The sequence below is a fragment of the Acetobacterium wieringae genome (assembly GCF_001766835.1).
In the GTDB taxonomy this organism is placed as follows: domain Bacteria; phylum Bacillota; class Clostridia; order Eubacteriales; family Eubacteriaceae; genus Acetobacterium; species Acetobacterium wieringae.
In genome coordinates this window covers 98,162-114,907 of record NZ_LKEU01000037.1, presented here as the reverse complement: position 1 = coordinate 114,907, position 16,746 = coordinate 98,162, and the positions used below count along the sequence as shown (strand labels likewise).

The 16,746-nt window shown below is 43.2% G+C and carries 9 protein-coding genes and 1 pseudogene; 4 read left to right on the top strand and 6 right to left on the bottom strand.

All coding sequences use genetic code 11. From position 1 onward, the window contains the following. The first annotated feature begins 28 nt into the window (after nucleotides 1-28). Nucleotides 29-550, top strand: coding sequence for a type 1 glutamine amidotransferase domain-containing protein (locus ACWI_RS14200; protein WP_070372097.1), 522 nt, complete (start codon nucleotides 29-31; stop codon nucleotides 548-550). 139 nt (nucleotides 551-689) lie between these two features. Here the strand turns inward: ACWI_RS14200 and ACWI_RS14195 are convergent, their stop codons facing one another. The 4 genes from ACWI_RS14195 to ltaE all read right to left on the bottom strand — a co-directional run bounded on the left by ACWI_RS14195 (nucleotide 690) and on the right by ltaE (nucleotide 7,361). Next, nucleotides 690-2,042, bottom strand: coding sequence for a diguanylate cyclase domain-containing protein (locus tag ACWI_RS14195; protein ID WP_070372096.1), 1,353 nt, complete (start codon nucleotides 2,040-2,042; stop codon nucleotides 690-692). Between the two features lie 71 nt (nucleotides 2,043-2,113). Continuing rightward, complete coding sequence (locus tag ACWI_RS14190; protein ID WP_070372095.1) at nucleotides 2,114-4,870, bottom strand: methyl-accepting chemotaxis protein; 2,757 nt, start codon at nucleotides 4,868-4,870, stop codon at nucleotides 2,114-2,116. Nucleotides 4,871-5,114: 244 nt separating this feature from the next. Beyond that, entirely contained in the window at nucleotides 5,115-6,233 is a 1,119-nt protein-coding gene (locus ACWI_RS14185) for a hypothetical protein (RefSeq protein ID WP_070372094.1), read from the bottom strand. 96 nt (nucleotides 6,234-6,329) lie between these two features. Continuing rightward, nucleotides 6,330-7,361 (bottom strand): low-specificity L-threonine aldolase, encoded by a 1,032-nt coding sequence (gene ltaE, locus ACWI_RS14180; RefSeq protein WP_070372093.1) that lies wholly within the window; start codon nucleotides 7,359-7,361, stop codon nucleotides 6,330-6,332. Between the two features lie 407 nt (nucleotides 7,362-7,768). Between ltaE and ACWI_RS19490 the strand changes: the two are divergent. The 3 genes and pseudogenes from ACWI_RS19490 to ACWI_RS14170 form a co-directional block, all read left to right on the top strand. Next, nucleotides 7,769-8,146, top strand: a pseudogene (locus tag ACWI_RS19490) (GGDEF domain-containing protein); the annotation flags it as partial. After that, the gene (locus ACWI_RS19485) at nucleotides 8,120-8,710 is read left to right on the top strand and encodes an HD-GYP domain-containing protein (RefSeq protein WP_341465161.1); all 591 of its coding nucleotides are present in this window, start codon (nucleotides 8,120-8,122) and stop codon (nucleotides 8,708-8,710) included. The pseudogene ACWI_RS19490 and the gene ACWI_RS19485, both read left to right, overlap by 27 nt. 183 nt (nucleotides 8,711-8,893) lie before the next feature. Continuing rightward, nucleotides 8,894-10,147, top strand: a complete 1,254-nt coding sequence (locus ACWI_RS14170; protein WP_175440954.1) for an HD domain-containing phosphohydrolase — start codon at nucleotides 8,894-8,896, stop codon at nucleotides 10,145-10,147. Nucleotides 10,148-10,265: 118 nt separating this feature from the next. On the opposite strand, the gene ACWI_RS14165 is transcribed toward ACWI_RS14170, so the two are convergent. Together ACWI_RS14165 and ACWI_RS14160 are read right to left on the bottom strand one after the other, a co-directional pair. Continuing rightward, nucleotides 10,266-12,986, bottom strand: a complete 2,721-nt coding sequence (locus ACWI_RS14165; protein WP_070372090.1) for a methyl-accepting chemotaxis protein — start codon at nucleotides 12,984-12,986, stop codon at nucleotides 10,266-10,268. Nucleotides 12,987-13,532: 546 nt separating this feature from the next. After that, entirely contained in the window at nucleotides 13,533-16,649 is a 3,117-nt protein-coding gene (locus ACWI_RS14160) for a methyl-accepting chemotaxis protein (protein ID WP_070372089.1), read from the bottom strand. Nucleotides 16,650-16,746 lie beyond the last annotated feature (97 nt).

Sequence of the window (16,746 nt, the reverse complement as noted above, 5' to 3'; positions counted from 1 at the left end):
TAAAATAAAATAACAGGAGGAAAACAAGATGAAAAACAAAAAGATTATCGCGTTAATCAGTAATGATTTTGAGGATCTTGAATTATGGTACCCCGTGCTGCGCCTGCGGGAAGAAGGGGTTACCGTTCATGTTGTAGGGGAGATTGCTAACAAAAAGTACATCGGTAAATACGGTGTACCCTGTGTCTCCGACCTGGCCTATACTGACATCAATCCTGACGATTATGACGGGATTCTGGTTCCCGGCGGTTGGGCGCCCGATGCGATCCGTCGTTTCCCGGTGGTGCTGGAGATGATCCGCAACCTCGACAAACGAAAACGGGTCATTGGCCAAATCTGCCATGCCGGTTGGGTCCTGATTTCTGCTGGCATCCTCAAAGGCAAAAACGTCACCAGTACCCCTGGTATCAAAGATGACATGACCAACGCCGGGGCCATCTGGCATGATACACCTTCGATTATCGACGGCCATATTGTTTCCAGTCGTCGGCCCCCGGATCTGCCAGAATATATGATTGATTATATCAAAGTCCTGAAAGCTCAGGATTGATCAGACCTGTTACTAAAAAAAACCGGCATCAGGCCGACCGCGAGTCTTCCATCGTGGTGGCCAGATGTCGGTTTTTTGGTAAAAAAAAGGCTAACCGCAACTTAGATCAGTCGTGGTTAGCCAGTCATCGAGTTTCTGCTTAAAGTGTCTCTTGCCACAGGGCAATGCGGTTTCGACCGGTTTCTTTGGCCTGATAAAGGGCTTCGTCGGCACGGTGCAACAGGCTGTCAAAGGAGTTCTCATCCATTGGATTAGAAGAAACAACCCCGACTGATATAGTAACCATATCATTAACAGGAGAGGACTCATGAGGAATGTTCAAATTCAGAATTGCGTTGCGCAGCGATTCGGCAACGTTTTGAGCTCCGTGAGTATTGGTGTTGGGGAGCAAACAGGCGAATTCTTCGCCACCCCAGCGGGCAGCCAGATCTTTAGGACGCTTAAGTGTAACCGATAGAGCGCTAGCCACCTTTCTAAGACAAGCATCCCCTTCCAAATGACCATAGGTATCGTTATAAAACTTAAAATGATCAATGTCAAGCAAAAGCACAGATAAAATGGTGCCCGTTCGCTTGGCTTTTTTAATTTCCAGGGTCATGGTATCATCGAAACGTCGGCGGTTGGCGATCTGGGTCAATTGATCAACATCCGTATTGATTTTTAGGGTGTCCTGATAGTATTTTACAGCCAGATGGTTTTTGATCTTGGCTTTAATAATCGGGATGCTGAAGGGTTTAGTAATATAATCGATGGCACCCAGAGTTAAGCCGAACTCGATATCTCTGGCAGCTGTGAGAGAGGTAAGAAAGATCACCGGTATATCTTTAGTTTTTGTACCCCTGCTAAGTCGTCGGCAGATTTCATAGCCATCAATTTCAGGCATAATAATATCCAACAGGATAAGATCTGGGGGATCATTGGAATTACAAATAGACAGGGCTTCTTTACCACTGTGAGATATCAGCACATCGTAATCTTCAATCAGTGCACTTTCCATTATTTTGGTGTTAAGGGGTGAGTCATCAACCACTAGGATTTTCTGACGAATCGGACAAAGGTCTTCCAGATCGTTTTGAAGCTGGTGCTTATTGAGCTGTCCACGAAGTTCTTTCAGGCCAGCTGCAGAGAGTTTTGTGTGGGTGATGTCGGTTCCCGCCACATAGGCGTAGTTATCATGGCAATTAAATTCCCAGTCGACGTATCGGTAGTTGCCGTCTTTGGATCGGAAACGATTCGAAAAGGTGAGTCGATGGTTAGTGTGTAACAATTCTGAAAAAACAAAGGTGGTAGCGTCCCGGTCATCGGGATGCGCATAATCAATAATGTTGGTATCGAGTAATTCTGCCGCACTGTAACCAAAGGTTTTTTCCCAGGTATAATTGACTTTTTCAATACGTCCATCCGTGTGGAGGATGCATAAAAGGCCAAGATTCAGGGAAAAAATGCGGTTGAGAATTTGTTGCGAGGTATTGGTGGCGAAAAATTCTTCCATGGGCAATGATTCCAATCGATAAGTAAATTTGTTTAATTATAACATGCATTACTCAAAGGTGGATAAAAAAATTAATAATTATCTGTTTCTCGATCATCAAGATCAATTATCGGTTCCATGCTTTCAAATTCCGTCTTTTCAAAAGCGGGGTAGCTTGAGCCAAGGCGGGAATCAGTGTTAATGGGAGTGGTAGAAAGCTGCTTCAGTTTAAAAGCTTCCATCATTTCTTTAAGCATTTCGGCCTGGCTGGACAGTTCCTGACTGGCGGCTGCGCTTTCTTCGGCGGTGGCAGAATTTGCCTGAACGACCTGCGAAACCTGATCAAGTCCCATGGTAATCTGGGCGATTTCTGAGGCCTGGTCATTGGAGGCCCGGGCAATATTGGCAACCAGATCGGAGACCTTTTCAATTTGATTGAGAATTTCCTTTAATCCCTCAGCGGTCTCATCCGCAATTTTTGTTCCAGCTTCCACTTTGCTTATGGAGCCTTCAATCAGGAAGGTCGTTTCTTTGGCGGCTTCGGCGCTTCGGGCGGCCAGGGTGCGAACTTCCTCGGCAACGACGGCAAAACCTTTACCGTGCTGACCAGCCCGGGCAGCTTCAACCGCGGCATTTAAAGCCAGTATATTCGTCTGGAAGGCGATGTCATCAATAACCTTGATGACTTTTGAAATATTGTGGGATGAGGCATTGATGTCGGACATGGAGGTGACCATTTTCTGTATCTGTTCATTGCCGATCTGGGCATTACTTCGCACCTCAATGGCCCGGTCATTGGCTTCATTGGCATTAACGGCATTCTGTTTTGTTTCAGCCGCCACTTCTTCGATGGAAGAACTGAGCTCCTCAATTGAACTGGCCTGTTCAGTGGTACCATGGGATAACTGCTGACCGCCGTCAGAGATCTGTCGGGAACCAGAATCCACCTGATCGGCAGCTTCGATAATTTCCCGCATCACGGTGCTGAGATGGCTGGTAATATCGTTGATAGCGTATTTAATAGCAATAAAATCACCGAGATAGTGATTCGTGATTTCCTGAGTCAGATCACCCTGGCCAATTTTTTCCAGGGTGGCAGTGATTTCATCAACATATTGTTTGAGGAAGTCAATGGTACGGTTCATGTCATCTTTGATTTTTCCGTGTTGTCCTTTGAAATCGCCAGCCATGGTAACCTTTAGATTTCCCTGGGCTAATTGGTTTAAGGTTGTTGAAGCAGCACGAATCGGGTCGATTACCGCATCAAGCGTATTATTGAAACCTTCAATGACCCGGGCGTATTCGCCAGGGAATTTAGAAGCGTCACCCCGATGATCAAGATCTCCTTCAACGGCAATTTGCGTCATCGACTGAGTTTCGTCAACGAGTAATACAATATTCTCAATCATTCCAATCAGACTGGGAATTAACTGATCGTTATCACTGCGTTTGCCGGTGGATTTCAGGTCAGCCAGATCACTCATATCACCGTTTGCGATCCGATTGACGATATCCATGATGTGAATCATTTTGTTATTGATGCGGTTGATGGAGTGAGAAATTTCGCTAAATATACCGCAACAGCTTTCATCAATAGTTTGTGAGAAGTCATTGACACTCATGCGGGCCAGAACCCGATTACCATCTTCCAGCGCCCCGAGACCATCGATACAGGAATTGATATTGTTCTTGATGGTATTGAAATCACCGTGATAGGTATCAGTAATCTGCGGGGGAATTTCACCATGGCCAATGCGTTGGATATAATCGGCAGCCACATTGAGGGGTAGGATAACGGCATTCAGCGTTTCATTGACACCTTGTACGATTTCTTTAAATCCACCCTGAAAGTTCTCGGCATTTCCCCGGGTTTCCAGACGCCCCTCGATGGCCGCTGCCGAGAGAAAATTAGCCTCGGCAATCAGGTGACGAATGTTCTCAATGGTCTGTTTGAGAGCCGGTGTGATTTCATCCCGATCCCCCTGAGATTGAATTTCGGCAGAAAGATCACCAGCCGCTATTTGGTTCAGGGTTTTGATCAAAACAAATTGGAGGTTGTCAGCGAAGTTATCAAGGGCAACAGCCATTTCACCAATCTCATTGCTTTCTTTCATATTCAACCGGGTACCCAGATAACCCTGGTTCATTTCCTGAATCATCTGATTGACGTTTGTGATGGGCTTGGTAATTGATAGTGAAATTCGATAGAGGATCAATGCCAGAATTACGAAAATCAGTAAGCCAACACCGGCAATCAACAGGATATTGTTGGTAACCGCAGCATAAACATTTTCCATAGAGTAGCCAATGTCAATTGCGCCAACCAGTTCGCCATTAATTGTCAGCGGATAGAGCACATCATAAACGGTTACATCCTTTAATTCATAGTAGTATTCTGAGGCGGAGGCAATGCCTTCCTGAGCGGCAGCCTTCATTGTTTCGTCGTCAGAATAATCGTTACCGATGTCTTCTGCAATACTGTCAGCGATGTCGATGACATTTTTGTCAATGATGGCGATATAGACTATGTTTTCATCATTGGCCATTTTATCAATCTGGGCTTGATAGCTGAATTCATCTTTAATTTCTTTACTTTCTTGGGATGTTGCCCCAGCAGTAGCTTCAGTCAGGGCTTCAATGGCATTGGCGTTGTTTTCAAGCTGTGTTACAAATCGTTGAGAAGTTGTATAGCCATGATCTTTTAATTGATCCAAGAGGCTGTTTCGGATCAAATACGAAGAAATTAGACCAATGGCAAAAATGCCCAAAAAAACGCAGAAAAGGGGCATAATCAGTAGTTTAAAACGTATCGAATCGGTTTTTTTGGTTTGCGTCCTTTGATTATTCATTCTCATGATGCTCCTTTAATTATGGGCGTTTGGATTTGAAAAACTAGACACTTAATTCTGGTTGCCTGGATTAGCTTAATTATACAGGCAGGTTTCTTTTAAGTCAAAATAATTATTCTGTCAAATATAGTCCAATCAATAGAAAAAAGCAATCGTTGCGAACGTCCGATCAGGAGGAAGTTGCAAACAATTGCTTTTAATGGCGTAAACAGACTTGTATAATGGTGGAACGCTATCAGGTGCTTTATTGTTCCACAAAATCTACGATGATTTCAATGAGATCCATGGCTAATTGATTATAATGATCTCCGGTAAGGTAATCAGTACCTGAATAAATTAATACAAAGGACTTGGCATTGAGTCCAACCCCTATTTTTATCCGGGGTTTATCTTTGAAAGCGATGGGAATATTATCGTTTCGCAGAGTAATATACATTTTCTCTTTGTCAGCAAAAAGTTTTACCAGGGTTCGTCCATCTTCGGCTTTGATGCTGTAAGAACCATTAAAGGTGATAACCTTGCTGGTGGTGAGCCGATCTCCCAAGGATACTAAAAACTCCTCCAGATTTAATTTCAAATCCGGGTGCCACTGATCCAAAACAATGGTTCGAATGGTCGGGTCATTATTGCTGGAGCCGGTTTCTGCAGGCAGATGTAAGACATTGTCTTTCGACAGGGCATAATATCCTTTTTGGGGATCAACCAGGTTTTGCTCTTCAAGCATGGCAAACGAAATTAAACCAAAGGATTGTTTTTCGGCCCGCCAACCGCTGACGCCGATGGGGGGCAAAAAGTTGGCATTTTTAAAGGGCTGGATATCAACCGGATCATTAGTCAGAGCAACAAATAAAAAATCCGGATTGTATCCGAATTTATCAATACAGAGTTTGATCATGACGGGTTTTTTAAGTACCTTGGGGACATCGTGGTAGAGCTTGTATGCTTCATCCACATCTTCAATAAATCCGCCATCTTTTTGATAATGATAAGCTTTGGCCAAACGATACATTAGAGCCAGTCGGATATTTAGCTTGTCGCCAATGTCTTTGTATTTATTGGGAAATAGTTTTATATTTAATTTTTCTGATGCATCATCATAGGCCGAAATTTTTGATTCAACAAAAATAACATGCCGCTGGAGGCTTTTTTCTTCGGCTATAATGATCAGATTGGGCCTGCCAAACTGTCCCAGTGACGGTTCGATAATAAAAGTAATTTTGACAATATCCGGCAGCCACTCTGGCTTGAAGTCATCAGTAAATTTAATAGTGTTTAAAAATCTCAATTGTTTTTCAAAATCGGTTTCCATATCGAGTATGATGCTGTTCACAACACCTTGGTTACCGTAGAATGTGGTTGTCATAAAGAATCCTCCATTTTTAGTGAGTTTAGTATACCACGTCAAGCCCAACTATAAAAGGATTTTGATGCATGAGTCCGTGAAAATCAGGGGTAAAAATCAGGAATAATGGGAAACAAGGGTCTTCATACTTTCAATGACCCAGTCGATGTCATCAGAGTTGACACCATGATTGGTTACAAAACGGTACTCACCATTTTCTGTTCCACTAATTTTAATATTCTTTTTTAGCAGACCTTCAATAAGCGCAGATTCAGTTATCACAGATTCTGGAAGGGTAAAAAAGACCATGTTGATATCCAAACGGTTTCTAAGAACCGAGCAGGAATCGATCTCTTCCAGCCGGGTGGCCAGATAGCGGGCATTCCGGTGGTCTTCTTCCAGCCGGGAGATCATTTCCGTCAGACTGATAATCCCGGCCGCGGCCAGGATTCCGGCCTGTCGGAGGCCACCGCCCATCAGTTTTCTGTTTTTACGGGCTTTTTTTATAAATATTTCGGTTCCCAGTAGTAACGACCCCACCGGTGCACAGAGGCCTTTGGACAGACAGACGTTTACTGAATCCCCTTGGGCGGCAATTTCTTTGACATCAACCCCTAATGCAAGAGCGGCATTAAATATTCGGGCGCCATCAATGTGCACTGGGATGTTTTGGGATTGGGCCAGGGTATAAACCGCTTCCATATTGGCCAAGGGAACAGTTTTTCCCGATGACTGGGCGTTTTCCATACAGATCAGTCCAGTATCCGGGAAATGAATGTCTTCACCCCGGAGCATCAGCGCCAGTTTTTCCACATCGACGCCGTCATCGAGAACCGGAAAGGTTCTGATTTGAACGCCCGAAAGGACCGCGGCTGCGCCGACCTCATGCATCAGGATATGGCAATCATCACCGACCAGGACTTCATTTCCTCTTGTCGTGTGGGTCATGATCGCCAGTTGATTGCCAAAAGTACCGGAGGGTACAAACAGAGCCGCTTCCTTGCCTAAAAGTTCAGCAGCTAGCTTTTCTAACTGGTTGACAGTTGGGTCATCCCCGTAGACATCATCACCCACGGTTGCATTGGCCATAGCGGTTCGCATGGTTTGGGTTGGTTGGGTTACAGTATCACTTCTTAAGTCGATCAACATAATTAAAACTCCTTTGATTGTTTTAATAATTATTTCAGTTTTCATTATTATAGCGCGAAAAGATCTGATCGACAAATAAGTTTTTGATCGGGAAAAGATCTAAATGTATTTATGCAAGGCTTATTACAGAACGACTGATGAGATTGTAAAAATATAAAAATTTGTCAATAAATGAGATTTAAATTAGAGCACTGTCTTAATTGTATAAATATACAGTAAGATAATGGTTAATTACGATAAAAAATAGTTGAAATAAATCGAGGTCATGTTATAATTTGCCCATATGTGAAAGTATGGGGGAATAGTTTTGGAGAAGATTCAAATTACCATCAATTTCTAAAAAGCGTGAGAGATGGTATTATCGTTGTTGACCTAGACAATATGAAGAAGCCCGGGAAAGATTTGAGGATGGGTCTCAATATCCACTTTCTATTATTATGGGAGATGTAAACGGATTAAAGATGACAAATGATGCATTCGGACATCTGGCCGGTGATTCATTATTGATAGCAGCCAGTCAGGTTCTGACTCATTGTTGTCGTTCCACCGATGTGGTCGTGCGATGGGGCGGTGATGAATTTGTTATGCTCCTCCCAAATACCGATGAAGAAACCGTTAAAAAACGGATGAGCAATATGATCGATGCAGTGGTGTCTTGTAAAGTTGACCAAGGGATTCTATCGATATCATTTGGATGGGCAACTAAGCATTCAAAGACAGAACCATTTACTGAATTGTTTAAAAAAGCAGAAAGCATGATGTATAAAAATAAACTAAAAATGAAATCTGAAGTTCGACAAAATACAATTCAGTCAATTATGTATACTTTATATGAAAAAAGCGCAGTTGAAAAAATTCATGCGGAGCGGGTTTGTTATTATTGTATGCGTATTGCTAAAGAAATGAATATGAAAGAAATAGAATTAGAACAGCTCAGGTGGACAGGAATGCTTCATGACATCGGCAAAGTAACAATCGATAAAGAAATTCTTGAAAAAAAGGGAGAATTAACCCCGGAGGAATGGAATGTAATAAAAAAGCATCCAGAAACAGGCTATCATATTATCAATTCAGCCCCTGAAATGGTTGGAATTGCTACCGCAATTTTGTGTCATCATGAACGGTGGGATGGAAAAGGGTATCCAAAAGGCCTGGTAGGTGAAGAGATTCCGATTTTATCAAGAATTATGGCGGTTGGAGCGTCTTATGATACGATATTATCTGAACGAACCTATAAAAAAGCAAAAACCAAAAGCGAAGCGCTGCAGGAGCTTCAGAATTATGCTGGAACCCAATTTGATCCCCAGATTGTATCACTTTTTGTGAATCGGGTGGCAAACACATTATAAAAAAATCGATCATCAGCAAAGTCAAATTTTGTGATGGTCTTTTTCATTTCAGTCCCAAATTATAAAAAAAACCCCTAAAGTCAAAAAGTGCGATGAGATTGTGTTACAATGCTAACAAAAGTATGGTATCATAACAAAATAATTATGTGTAACTCATGTCTTATGTGGAAAGGAAAAGAAAAGATGGTCTCTTTATTAGAGTTAACTCTCCAACTATCAAGAGCTTCGGATATGGTAAGCCCGGAACTGAATCATCATCAACGTCTTGTCGCCTATATTACCAACAACCTAGGGGAAGAGTTGAACTTTGATGAAAAGAAACTAAATGAAGTCTGTGTCGCCGCTGTGCTGCATGATATTGGTGGTTTAAGTATGCAGGAACGAATCAATGTGCTGAAGTTTGAAGCCATTAATCCCCATCAGCATGCCCGAATTGGTTGGCTGCTTCTGAAGGATTACCGAGAATTCAAAAATATAGCCAGAATCATCAAATTTCATCATGTGGATTGGAACGATGGGGAAGGTCTCAGATTTTTGGGGGAAACGGTCATGTCCGAAAGTCATCTCATCCACTTGGCTGACCGGATTGCTACCCTCATCTCTCGGGACGATAAGATGATCAATCAAAAAGACCGAATTTTTGAAAAAATAGTAAGTGCCTCGGGACGAAAATTTAACCCTGAGTTCATCAAAGCTTTTGAACGCTTAAAAGAAAAAGAGTTTTTCTGGTATGATCTGGAGTCTATTTCCAATGGTCGGCGATATTATAAAAAAATAAAATTCCAGGACCAGAGACTGGATATCGACGAATTAATCGGAATTACCAAACTGTTTGCCCGGGTCATTGATTTTCGGAGCAACTTTACTGCAGTTCACAGCGAAGGAGTTTCAGCAGTAGCCAAACGGTTGGCACAGCATTTAAAATGTGATGAGCTGACCTGTAAGAAAATTCAGGCCGCTGGCTACATCCATGATATTGGCAAACTGACAGTTTCCACGGAAATCCTGGAGAAACCGGCGGGACTTACCCAAGCCGAATTTGCTGTCATGAAAGAGCATACCTATCATACTTATGTGTTGTTGTTTCAGATTGCCGGTTTTGAAGAAATAAATGAATTTGCCTCGATGCATCATGAACGGCTGGATGGAACCGGCTATCCCTTTAAAAAGACAGCGTCAGAGCTTTCGCTGGGAGCCAGGATCATGGCGGTGGCAGATATTTTTACCGCAGTATCTGAGAATAGACCCTATCGTAAGGGAATGGAAAAAGAAAAAGTGATCGAGATTTTAAAGCAAATGGTGACGGATCATAAAATTGATCCACACATTGTAGAAATTCTAATTTCGAATTATCAAGATGTAAACAAAGCCCGGATCAGGGCCCAGAAAAAGGCAAGAATACGGTACAATGATTTTGCTAAACTATTGACATCATAAAAGCTATTCAGGTTTTAGGTTTTTGTGAAAAAATGGAAGTGTAAAGAAATTAATAAAAAAATAGTACAATAAAAATCCAGGCTGAATATTTCTGTTCAGCCTGGATTTTTTAGAACGCTTAATATTTGTCAAAATCCAGATTATCAAGGATTATTTCTGATTGAGGAAGTACCAATGACTCTGAATAATCGGTAACAGGTCTGGCAGGCTGATTTTTTGTGTTCTTGAGTTTAAAGGCATCAACCATTTGTTTAAGCATCTCGGCTTGTCCGGAAAGTTCTTCACTGGCAGCAGCGCTTTGTTCGGCTGTTGCTGAATTCGTTTGAACTACTTGGGAAACGGCTTCAATGCCTTGATTGATCTGGGCAATTTCTGAAGCCTGGTCATTGGAGGCCCGGGCAATTCGACCGACCAGATCGGTAACTTTTTCAATTTGCTTAAGAATTTCGGCAAGCCCCAGAGCGGTTTCATCAGCGATTTTAGTGCCGACTTCTACCTTATCGATGGAGCCTTCAATCAGCCCGGTGGTTTCCTTGGCAGCTTCAGCACTGCGGGCAGCCAGAGTACGGACTTCTTCAGCAACGACGGCAAAACCTTTGCCGTGCTGACCAGCCCGGGCTGCTTCCACAGCGGCATTAAGAGCCAGAATATTAGTCTGAAAGGCAATGTCATCAATGACTTTAATGATTTTAGAAATATTGTGTGAGGAGTCGTTGATTTCGCTCATCGCAGCGACCATCTTAACCATTTGAGAATTGCCAACTTCAGCATTAGAACGAACATTGATGGCCAGTTCATTCGCTTCATTGGCATTTTGGGCGTTGCGCTTTGTTTCGGCAGCGACTTCTTCAATGGATGCTGTCAACTCCTGAATCGAGCTGGCCTGTTCAGTAGTTCCATGTGATAATGCTTGACCACTATCAGAAATTTGTTGAGCACCGATATCCACCTGACTGGCAGCGACATTGATGTCGTAAAGGGTAGTGCTTAAGCTGGCAGCAATTTGATTTAGGGCTTTTTTGATTGCCAGGAAATCGCCACAGTAGAGGTTGGTAATCTCCAGGTCAAAATTTCCCCGACTCATTTCTTCCAGAGTGTGAGTGATTTCTTCCACGTAGGCTCTTAAAAATTCAATGGTCTGGTTCATATCATGTTTGATTTTTCCATGTTGACCTTTGAAATCACCGTCCATGGTAATTTTGAGATTTCCCTCAGCCAGTTCATTGAGCGTGGCCGAAGCAGCTTGAATCGGATCAATGATCGCATCCAGGGTCTGGTTGAATCCTTCAATGACGGTGGCATATTCACCTTGGAACTTTGTTACATCGCCACGGTTGTTGAGATCTCCGGAAATGGCGATCTGAGCCATGTTTCTGGTTTCTTCAACCAGCATCAAAATCGTTTCGGTCATGCCCAGCAGTGCTGGTACCAGACGGTCGTTCTCACTGCGTTTGCCAATGCTGCGAAGAAAGTCCAGATCACTTAGATCACCGTTACGGATATTGGTGGAAATACTGACAATCCGACCAAGCTGGGCATGAACCCCATTGATGGATCGGGCAATTTCACCGAAAATACCGTCAAAATCGCCGTCAATAGCTTGAGTTAAATCGTTTTTATTCATCAATTTCAAAGTGTGGTCAGCCACCGATAAGGCACCTAATCCATCCAGGCAGGCATTAAGATTATTTTTAATTTCGCGGAAGTCGCCATAATATTCATCAGTAATCTTCGGTGGAATTTCACCCTTGCCAATTCGCTCAATGTATTCGGCAGCGACGTTAAGGGGACCGACAACGGCATCCAGAGTACTGTTTACACCGGCAACGATTTCCCGAAAACCACCGCTGAATGCATCAGCATGGCCCCGGGTGTCCAGACGTCCTTCGACGGCTGCCTGAGACAGTGCATTTGCCTCGGTAATCAGGGCTCGGATGGTTTCGATGGTTTTTTTCAGCGCGGGCCCGATTTCATCCTGGGGATCGGTGATTTCCACATTCATGGAAACATCCCCTTCAGAAATGCGGTTGATTGTGCCAATAACCAGAAACTGGAGAGAATCAGCCATTTTGTCCATGGTTGTCGCCATTTCGCCGACCTCGTCGGTGGTATCAATATTAAGACGGTTGCTCAGGTGACCTTTACTCATTTCCTGGATCATATGGTTAGCCTTGCGGAGTGGCCCACAGATCAGGGAGGTCAGTACTAATCCCAAAGCGACAGCGATAATCATACTAATAATCATGATAATGGTCATTGTGGTGGTGACACCAGCCGCCTGGGCAAAATTTTCTTCAGATTTGGTCAAACCATCGGCAAGTTTTAAGTCAGAGAGATTATCGATTGCCGTTTGCAGGGCGGCCGTGGCTTTCCCGGCAGCACCATCTGGACTCATTAAGTTAAACGCTTCAGTGTCCTGGTTTAGGGCAGCTTGGGTCTTCACCACGTCAAGATGTTTGTTGTATTCTGTCCGAGCAGCTTCAAAGCTGTCAAAGGCTTCTTGCATTTCATCGGTTTGAATCGTTTTCTGGTAATCGTCAGCCAAGGTATCGATTTTTTGTTGGTCTTCAGCAATGCTCTTTTCAATCGACTGAATCAGGGCAGGATCGTTGGCTAGAATCATGTCCCGCAGGTTTACACGCATCTTCTGAAAGGTGGTTGACATTTGACCAACTTGGGAGATGGGCACTGTCATGTTTTCATATAACTCCTGATCAGACTCTTGTAGCGACCAGGTATTTATGATACCAATGAAACCAACAACGCCAACAAGCAGAGCAATAAGAATAAACGATGTCAGCAGTTTCGTTTTAATTTTTAAATTTTTAAACCAATTCAAGTTAGACCTCCGTTAGTTTAATCTGAGGGGGCAAATTGCGGACGGTGTCCTTACTCACCAGTATTGATGCAAAAAAAAGTCTTATGAGATTAGCTTATCGCTGCGGAATAAATAATTGCTATTCTGGTGATTGGACGGATTGATGCGGGATTTATTTTCTGAAACACCACCTGACTGAATGAATAGATAGTCATTCAAATTAATATAATTTCATTTTTTAATTTCCTGTAAATTATAAGGGATAATCTTGTAAAATGAAACAAAAAAATAACATAATATCGCATTATTTTCTAAAAAGTGCTCCAAATATAGTATAACTCGATCAAAATTTTAATCAAATGTCAATAATGTTAGCAGAAATAGAAAATAGACAGTTGTTTATTGTTATATTCTGGACGATAATGAATCGATATTGACATCCGTTATAAAATCGTAAAATGAAAGAATACATGAGTATTCAAAAAAAATCCTGAAGACAATCGGATTTGACAGTCTTCAGGATTTTTACTTAGAGCATGGAGTATATGGATATGACTTGTTTAGATATCAGTACTTATCACGTTCTGAATCATCCAAAGTGATCCGGGGTTCAGGTTGGGGTGGTGCGACAAAGGGAACCGCAGATACCTTTTTGTTAATCGGCATTGTTCTTTCGACATCGTTGCTGTATTGGTTTTTGAGTTTGAAAGTGCGCATCATCTGTTTAAGAACCTCAGCCTGGCCGGAAAGCTCCTGGCTGGAAGCTGCACTTTCTTCGGCAGTAGCTGAGTTGGTTTGGACTACATTGGAAACTTGTTCAATACCCTTGGTGATTTGTGCAATTTCTGAAGCCTGATCATTGGAGGCCCGGGCGATATTGCCAACCAATCCGGTTACTTTTTCAATCTCATTAAGAATTTCAACCAGACTTTCAGCGGTTTCATCAGCAATCTTGGTGCCAGCTGCAACCTTATCAATCGAGCCTTCAATGAGACCCGTGGTTTCCTTGGCGGCTTCGGCACTGCGGGCTGCCAGGGTTCGCACTTCTTCAGCAACGACGGCAAAGCCTTTGCCATGTTGTCCGGCCCGGGCGGCTTCGACAGCCGCATTAAGAGCGAGAATATTGGTTTGGAAGGCGATGTCATCAATGACCTTGATAATCTTTGAAATATTGTTTGACGATTCGTTGATTTCAACCATGGCAGTGACCATTTTTGACATCTGAGAATTACCTACTTCAGCATTGGTTCGCACTTCAATGGCCCGTTCATTGGCTTCATTGGCGTTTTGGGCGTTTCGCTTGGTTTCTGCGGCCACTTCTTCAATGGAAGCGGTAAGTTCCTGGATGGCACTAGCCTGTTCGGTTGTACCTTGTGATAAGGCTTGACCGCCGTCAGAGATTTGAATGGCACCGGCTTCGACTTGTCCGGCAGCGTCATCAATTTCTTTCATGACTTCACTTAAATGGGTAGTGATCCCATTAATAGCCAGTTTAATGGCGACAAAATCGCCATGATAATAGGTTTTAATTTCCTGGCTGAGGTCGCCCTCTCCAATGCGTTGGAGGGTGATTGTGATTTCGTCAACATAGTTTTTGAGGAAATCAATGGTTCGGTTCATATCCTCTTTTATTTTTCCGTGCTGGCCTTTGTAATCACCATCCATATACGTCTTCAGGTTACCTTTGGCCAGCTCGTCCAAGGCGGCAGAAGCTGCCTGGATCGGCTCAATGACAGCATCCAGGGTTTGGTTAAAGCCAGCAATAACTTTGGCATACTCGCCTTTGAATTTAGCAGGGTCCCCCCGATGATCAAGATCGCCTTCAACAGCCAGCCGGGTCATTTCATCGGCTTCGCTAACCAGGGAATGGATATTTTCAATCATTTGAATCAGGCTGGGAATAAATTCATCCGCTTCACTTCGTTTTCCGATGTTAACCAGTTCATCGTAATCACTCATATTGCCGTTGGCAACATTATTGACAATGGCATGGATGTAGTTTAATTTCCAGTGAATTTCATTGACAGAGGTTGCCAAATCGCCAAAGACGCCTAAATAGGTTCCCTCCATTTGGGCCGTAAAATCATTGATAAATAGTCGATGAAGCACTTCACCAGTCTCGGTTAAAGCCCCTAAACCATCGATGCAGGCGTTGATATTATTTTTCAGATCATTAAAATCACCCTTGTATTCAGTGGTGATTTTAGGCGGGATCACGCCGTTGCCAATCCGTTCAATGGCTTTATTGGCAACTTTGAGGGGTTTGACAAAGGTGTTGATCACATTGTTTAAAGAAATGATCATATCTTTGTAGGCCCCGGCGTATTCATTGGTATTTCCCCGGTAGTTAAGTTGTCCAGCTAAAGCAGCGTTTCCAAATTTTACAATGGCATCATGGATTCTGTTCATTTCTGTTAAAACAGCAACCATGGAATAGGCGATTACATCATCGTCAGAACGGGGGATGATTGCAACGTCAAAATCACCCTTTGACATCTGTTGAGCCGCTTCGGAGAGACCTTTGTTGTTTTGAATCATGGTTTCAAAAGATCGCATCAAATCGCCAATCTCGTCATGGGTGGTGATTTCAATGTTTACATCCACCTTGCCCACAGCCACCTGATCGGCGATTTCTTTAAGTTTTACAATCGGTTTCGACAGCTTTTGGGCCATTATAAAGGCTGCAGCACCGCCAATCAGGAGAATAAACAATGAAATCATGATAATCAGATTGCGGAGATTATTGATCGGAGCTAGTACATCATCTTCATATTGGGCGACAATCAGGGTCCAGTTTGTACCAGGAATGGGAGCTGTGGAACCAATTTTGGTTTCTCCGTTTAAAGTATAGGTTAACATCCCGGTGGTTTGGGTTCCCAGTTTCTTTAACGCTAAACCAAAACTCTTCCAAATGCCATCGTTGTCGATAGCGTCAAAGACGTTAACCTGATCCAATATCATCTGATCATCGGGATGGGCCATCATCGCTCCAGTTTCATTGACAACAAAACCGAACTGGCGGTCGCCATCGCCCATGGCATTGATGATATCCTTTAAGAAGGTTGGATCTCTTCGGCCAACCAATAAGCCAACAACCTGACCGTTGCTTTTTATCGGTGCGACGTCAAATACCACGGGTTCTTTGGTAACTTTACTGATGGCAACATCAGAAATAGATAATTCACCCTTGAAGCCGTTTTCATACCAAAATTCTCCCCAAGAATCAAACTCGCCACCGCCTTTGATATATTTGGCATGACCGTCCTGGTTCATTACGGCAATGTCCTGATAACCCAATCGTTCCACATCGCCAGCAATGGCATCAACTTGAGTTTGCCAGTCCATGGTGGTTACCCGGGCCCGGGAAGCCACTTCACTAAGGGTCGATAAGTTACCATCAATGATGGCGCCAACATGGGAAGCGCCTTCCGTGGTGTACTTTTGAGCATCGGTATTGGCCTGGTTGGTTAACGCAGCAGCACCCAGGTTAACTGTGATGATTCCCAGAGAAAACACGGCCAAGGCCATAAGGACAACTGTAAACAACAGCAGTTTGGTGGATATTCGGGATTTGCGAATGGCTTTATCCGGGATATAGTCAGCTGTATTTGCAGCAGTTTGTGGTGTCAGATCGGTTTGCTTGGTTGGTTCCAGATCCAGCAGCGGTTCTAGATTTTTGTTCATAATAACCCCTTTCAAATATCGTTTTGCAGGTTATCCAGAAAATCAGGGGCCAAGATACGGCCGCAATGATTTTAGCAGGATGTAAGTTGATTTAGGA

Excerpts from the sequence above, each read along its gene's own strand:
- ACWI_RS14170 (WP_175440954.1), top strand. The coding sequence starts at position 8,894 with ATGGTCTCTTTATTAGAGTTAACTCTCCAACTATCAAGAGCTTCGGAT.
- ACWI_RS14190 (WP_070372095.1), bottom strand. The coding sequence starts at position 4,870 with ATGAATAATCAAAGGACGCAAACCAAAAAAACCGATTCGATACGTTTT.
- ltaE (WP_070372093.1), bottom strand. The coding sequence starts at position 7,361 with ATGTTGATCGACTTAAGAAGTGATACTGTAACCCAACCAACCCAAACC.
- ACWI_RS19485 (WP_341465161.1), top strand. The coding sequence starts at position 8,120 with ATGTATAAAAATAAACTAAAAATGAAATCTGAAGTTCGACAAAATACA.
- ACWI_RS14185 (WP_070372094.1), bottom strand. The coding sequence starts at position 6,233 with ATGACAACCACATTCTACGGTAACCAAGGTGTTGTGAACAGCATCATA.
- ACWI_RS14160 (WP_070372089.1), bottom strand. The coding sequence starts at position 16,649 with ATGAACAAAAATCTAGAACCGCTGCTGGATCTGGAACCAACCAAGCAA.
- ACWI_RS14195 (WP_070372096.1), bottom strand. The coding sequence starts at position 2,042 with ATGGAAGAATTTTTCGCCACCAATACCTCGCAACAAATTCTCAACCGC.
- ACWI_RS14200 (WP_070372097.1), top strand. The coding sequence starts at position 29 with ATGAAAAACAAAAAGATTATCGCGTTAATCAGTAATGATTTTGAGGAT.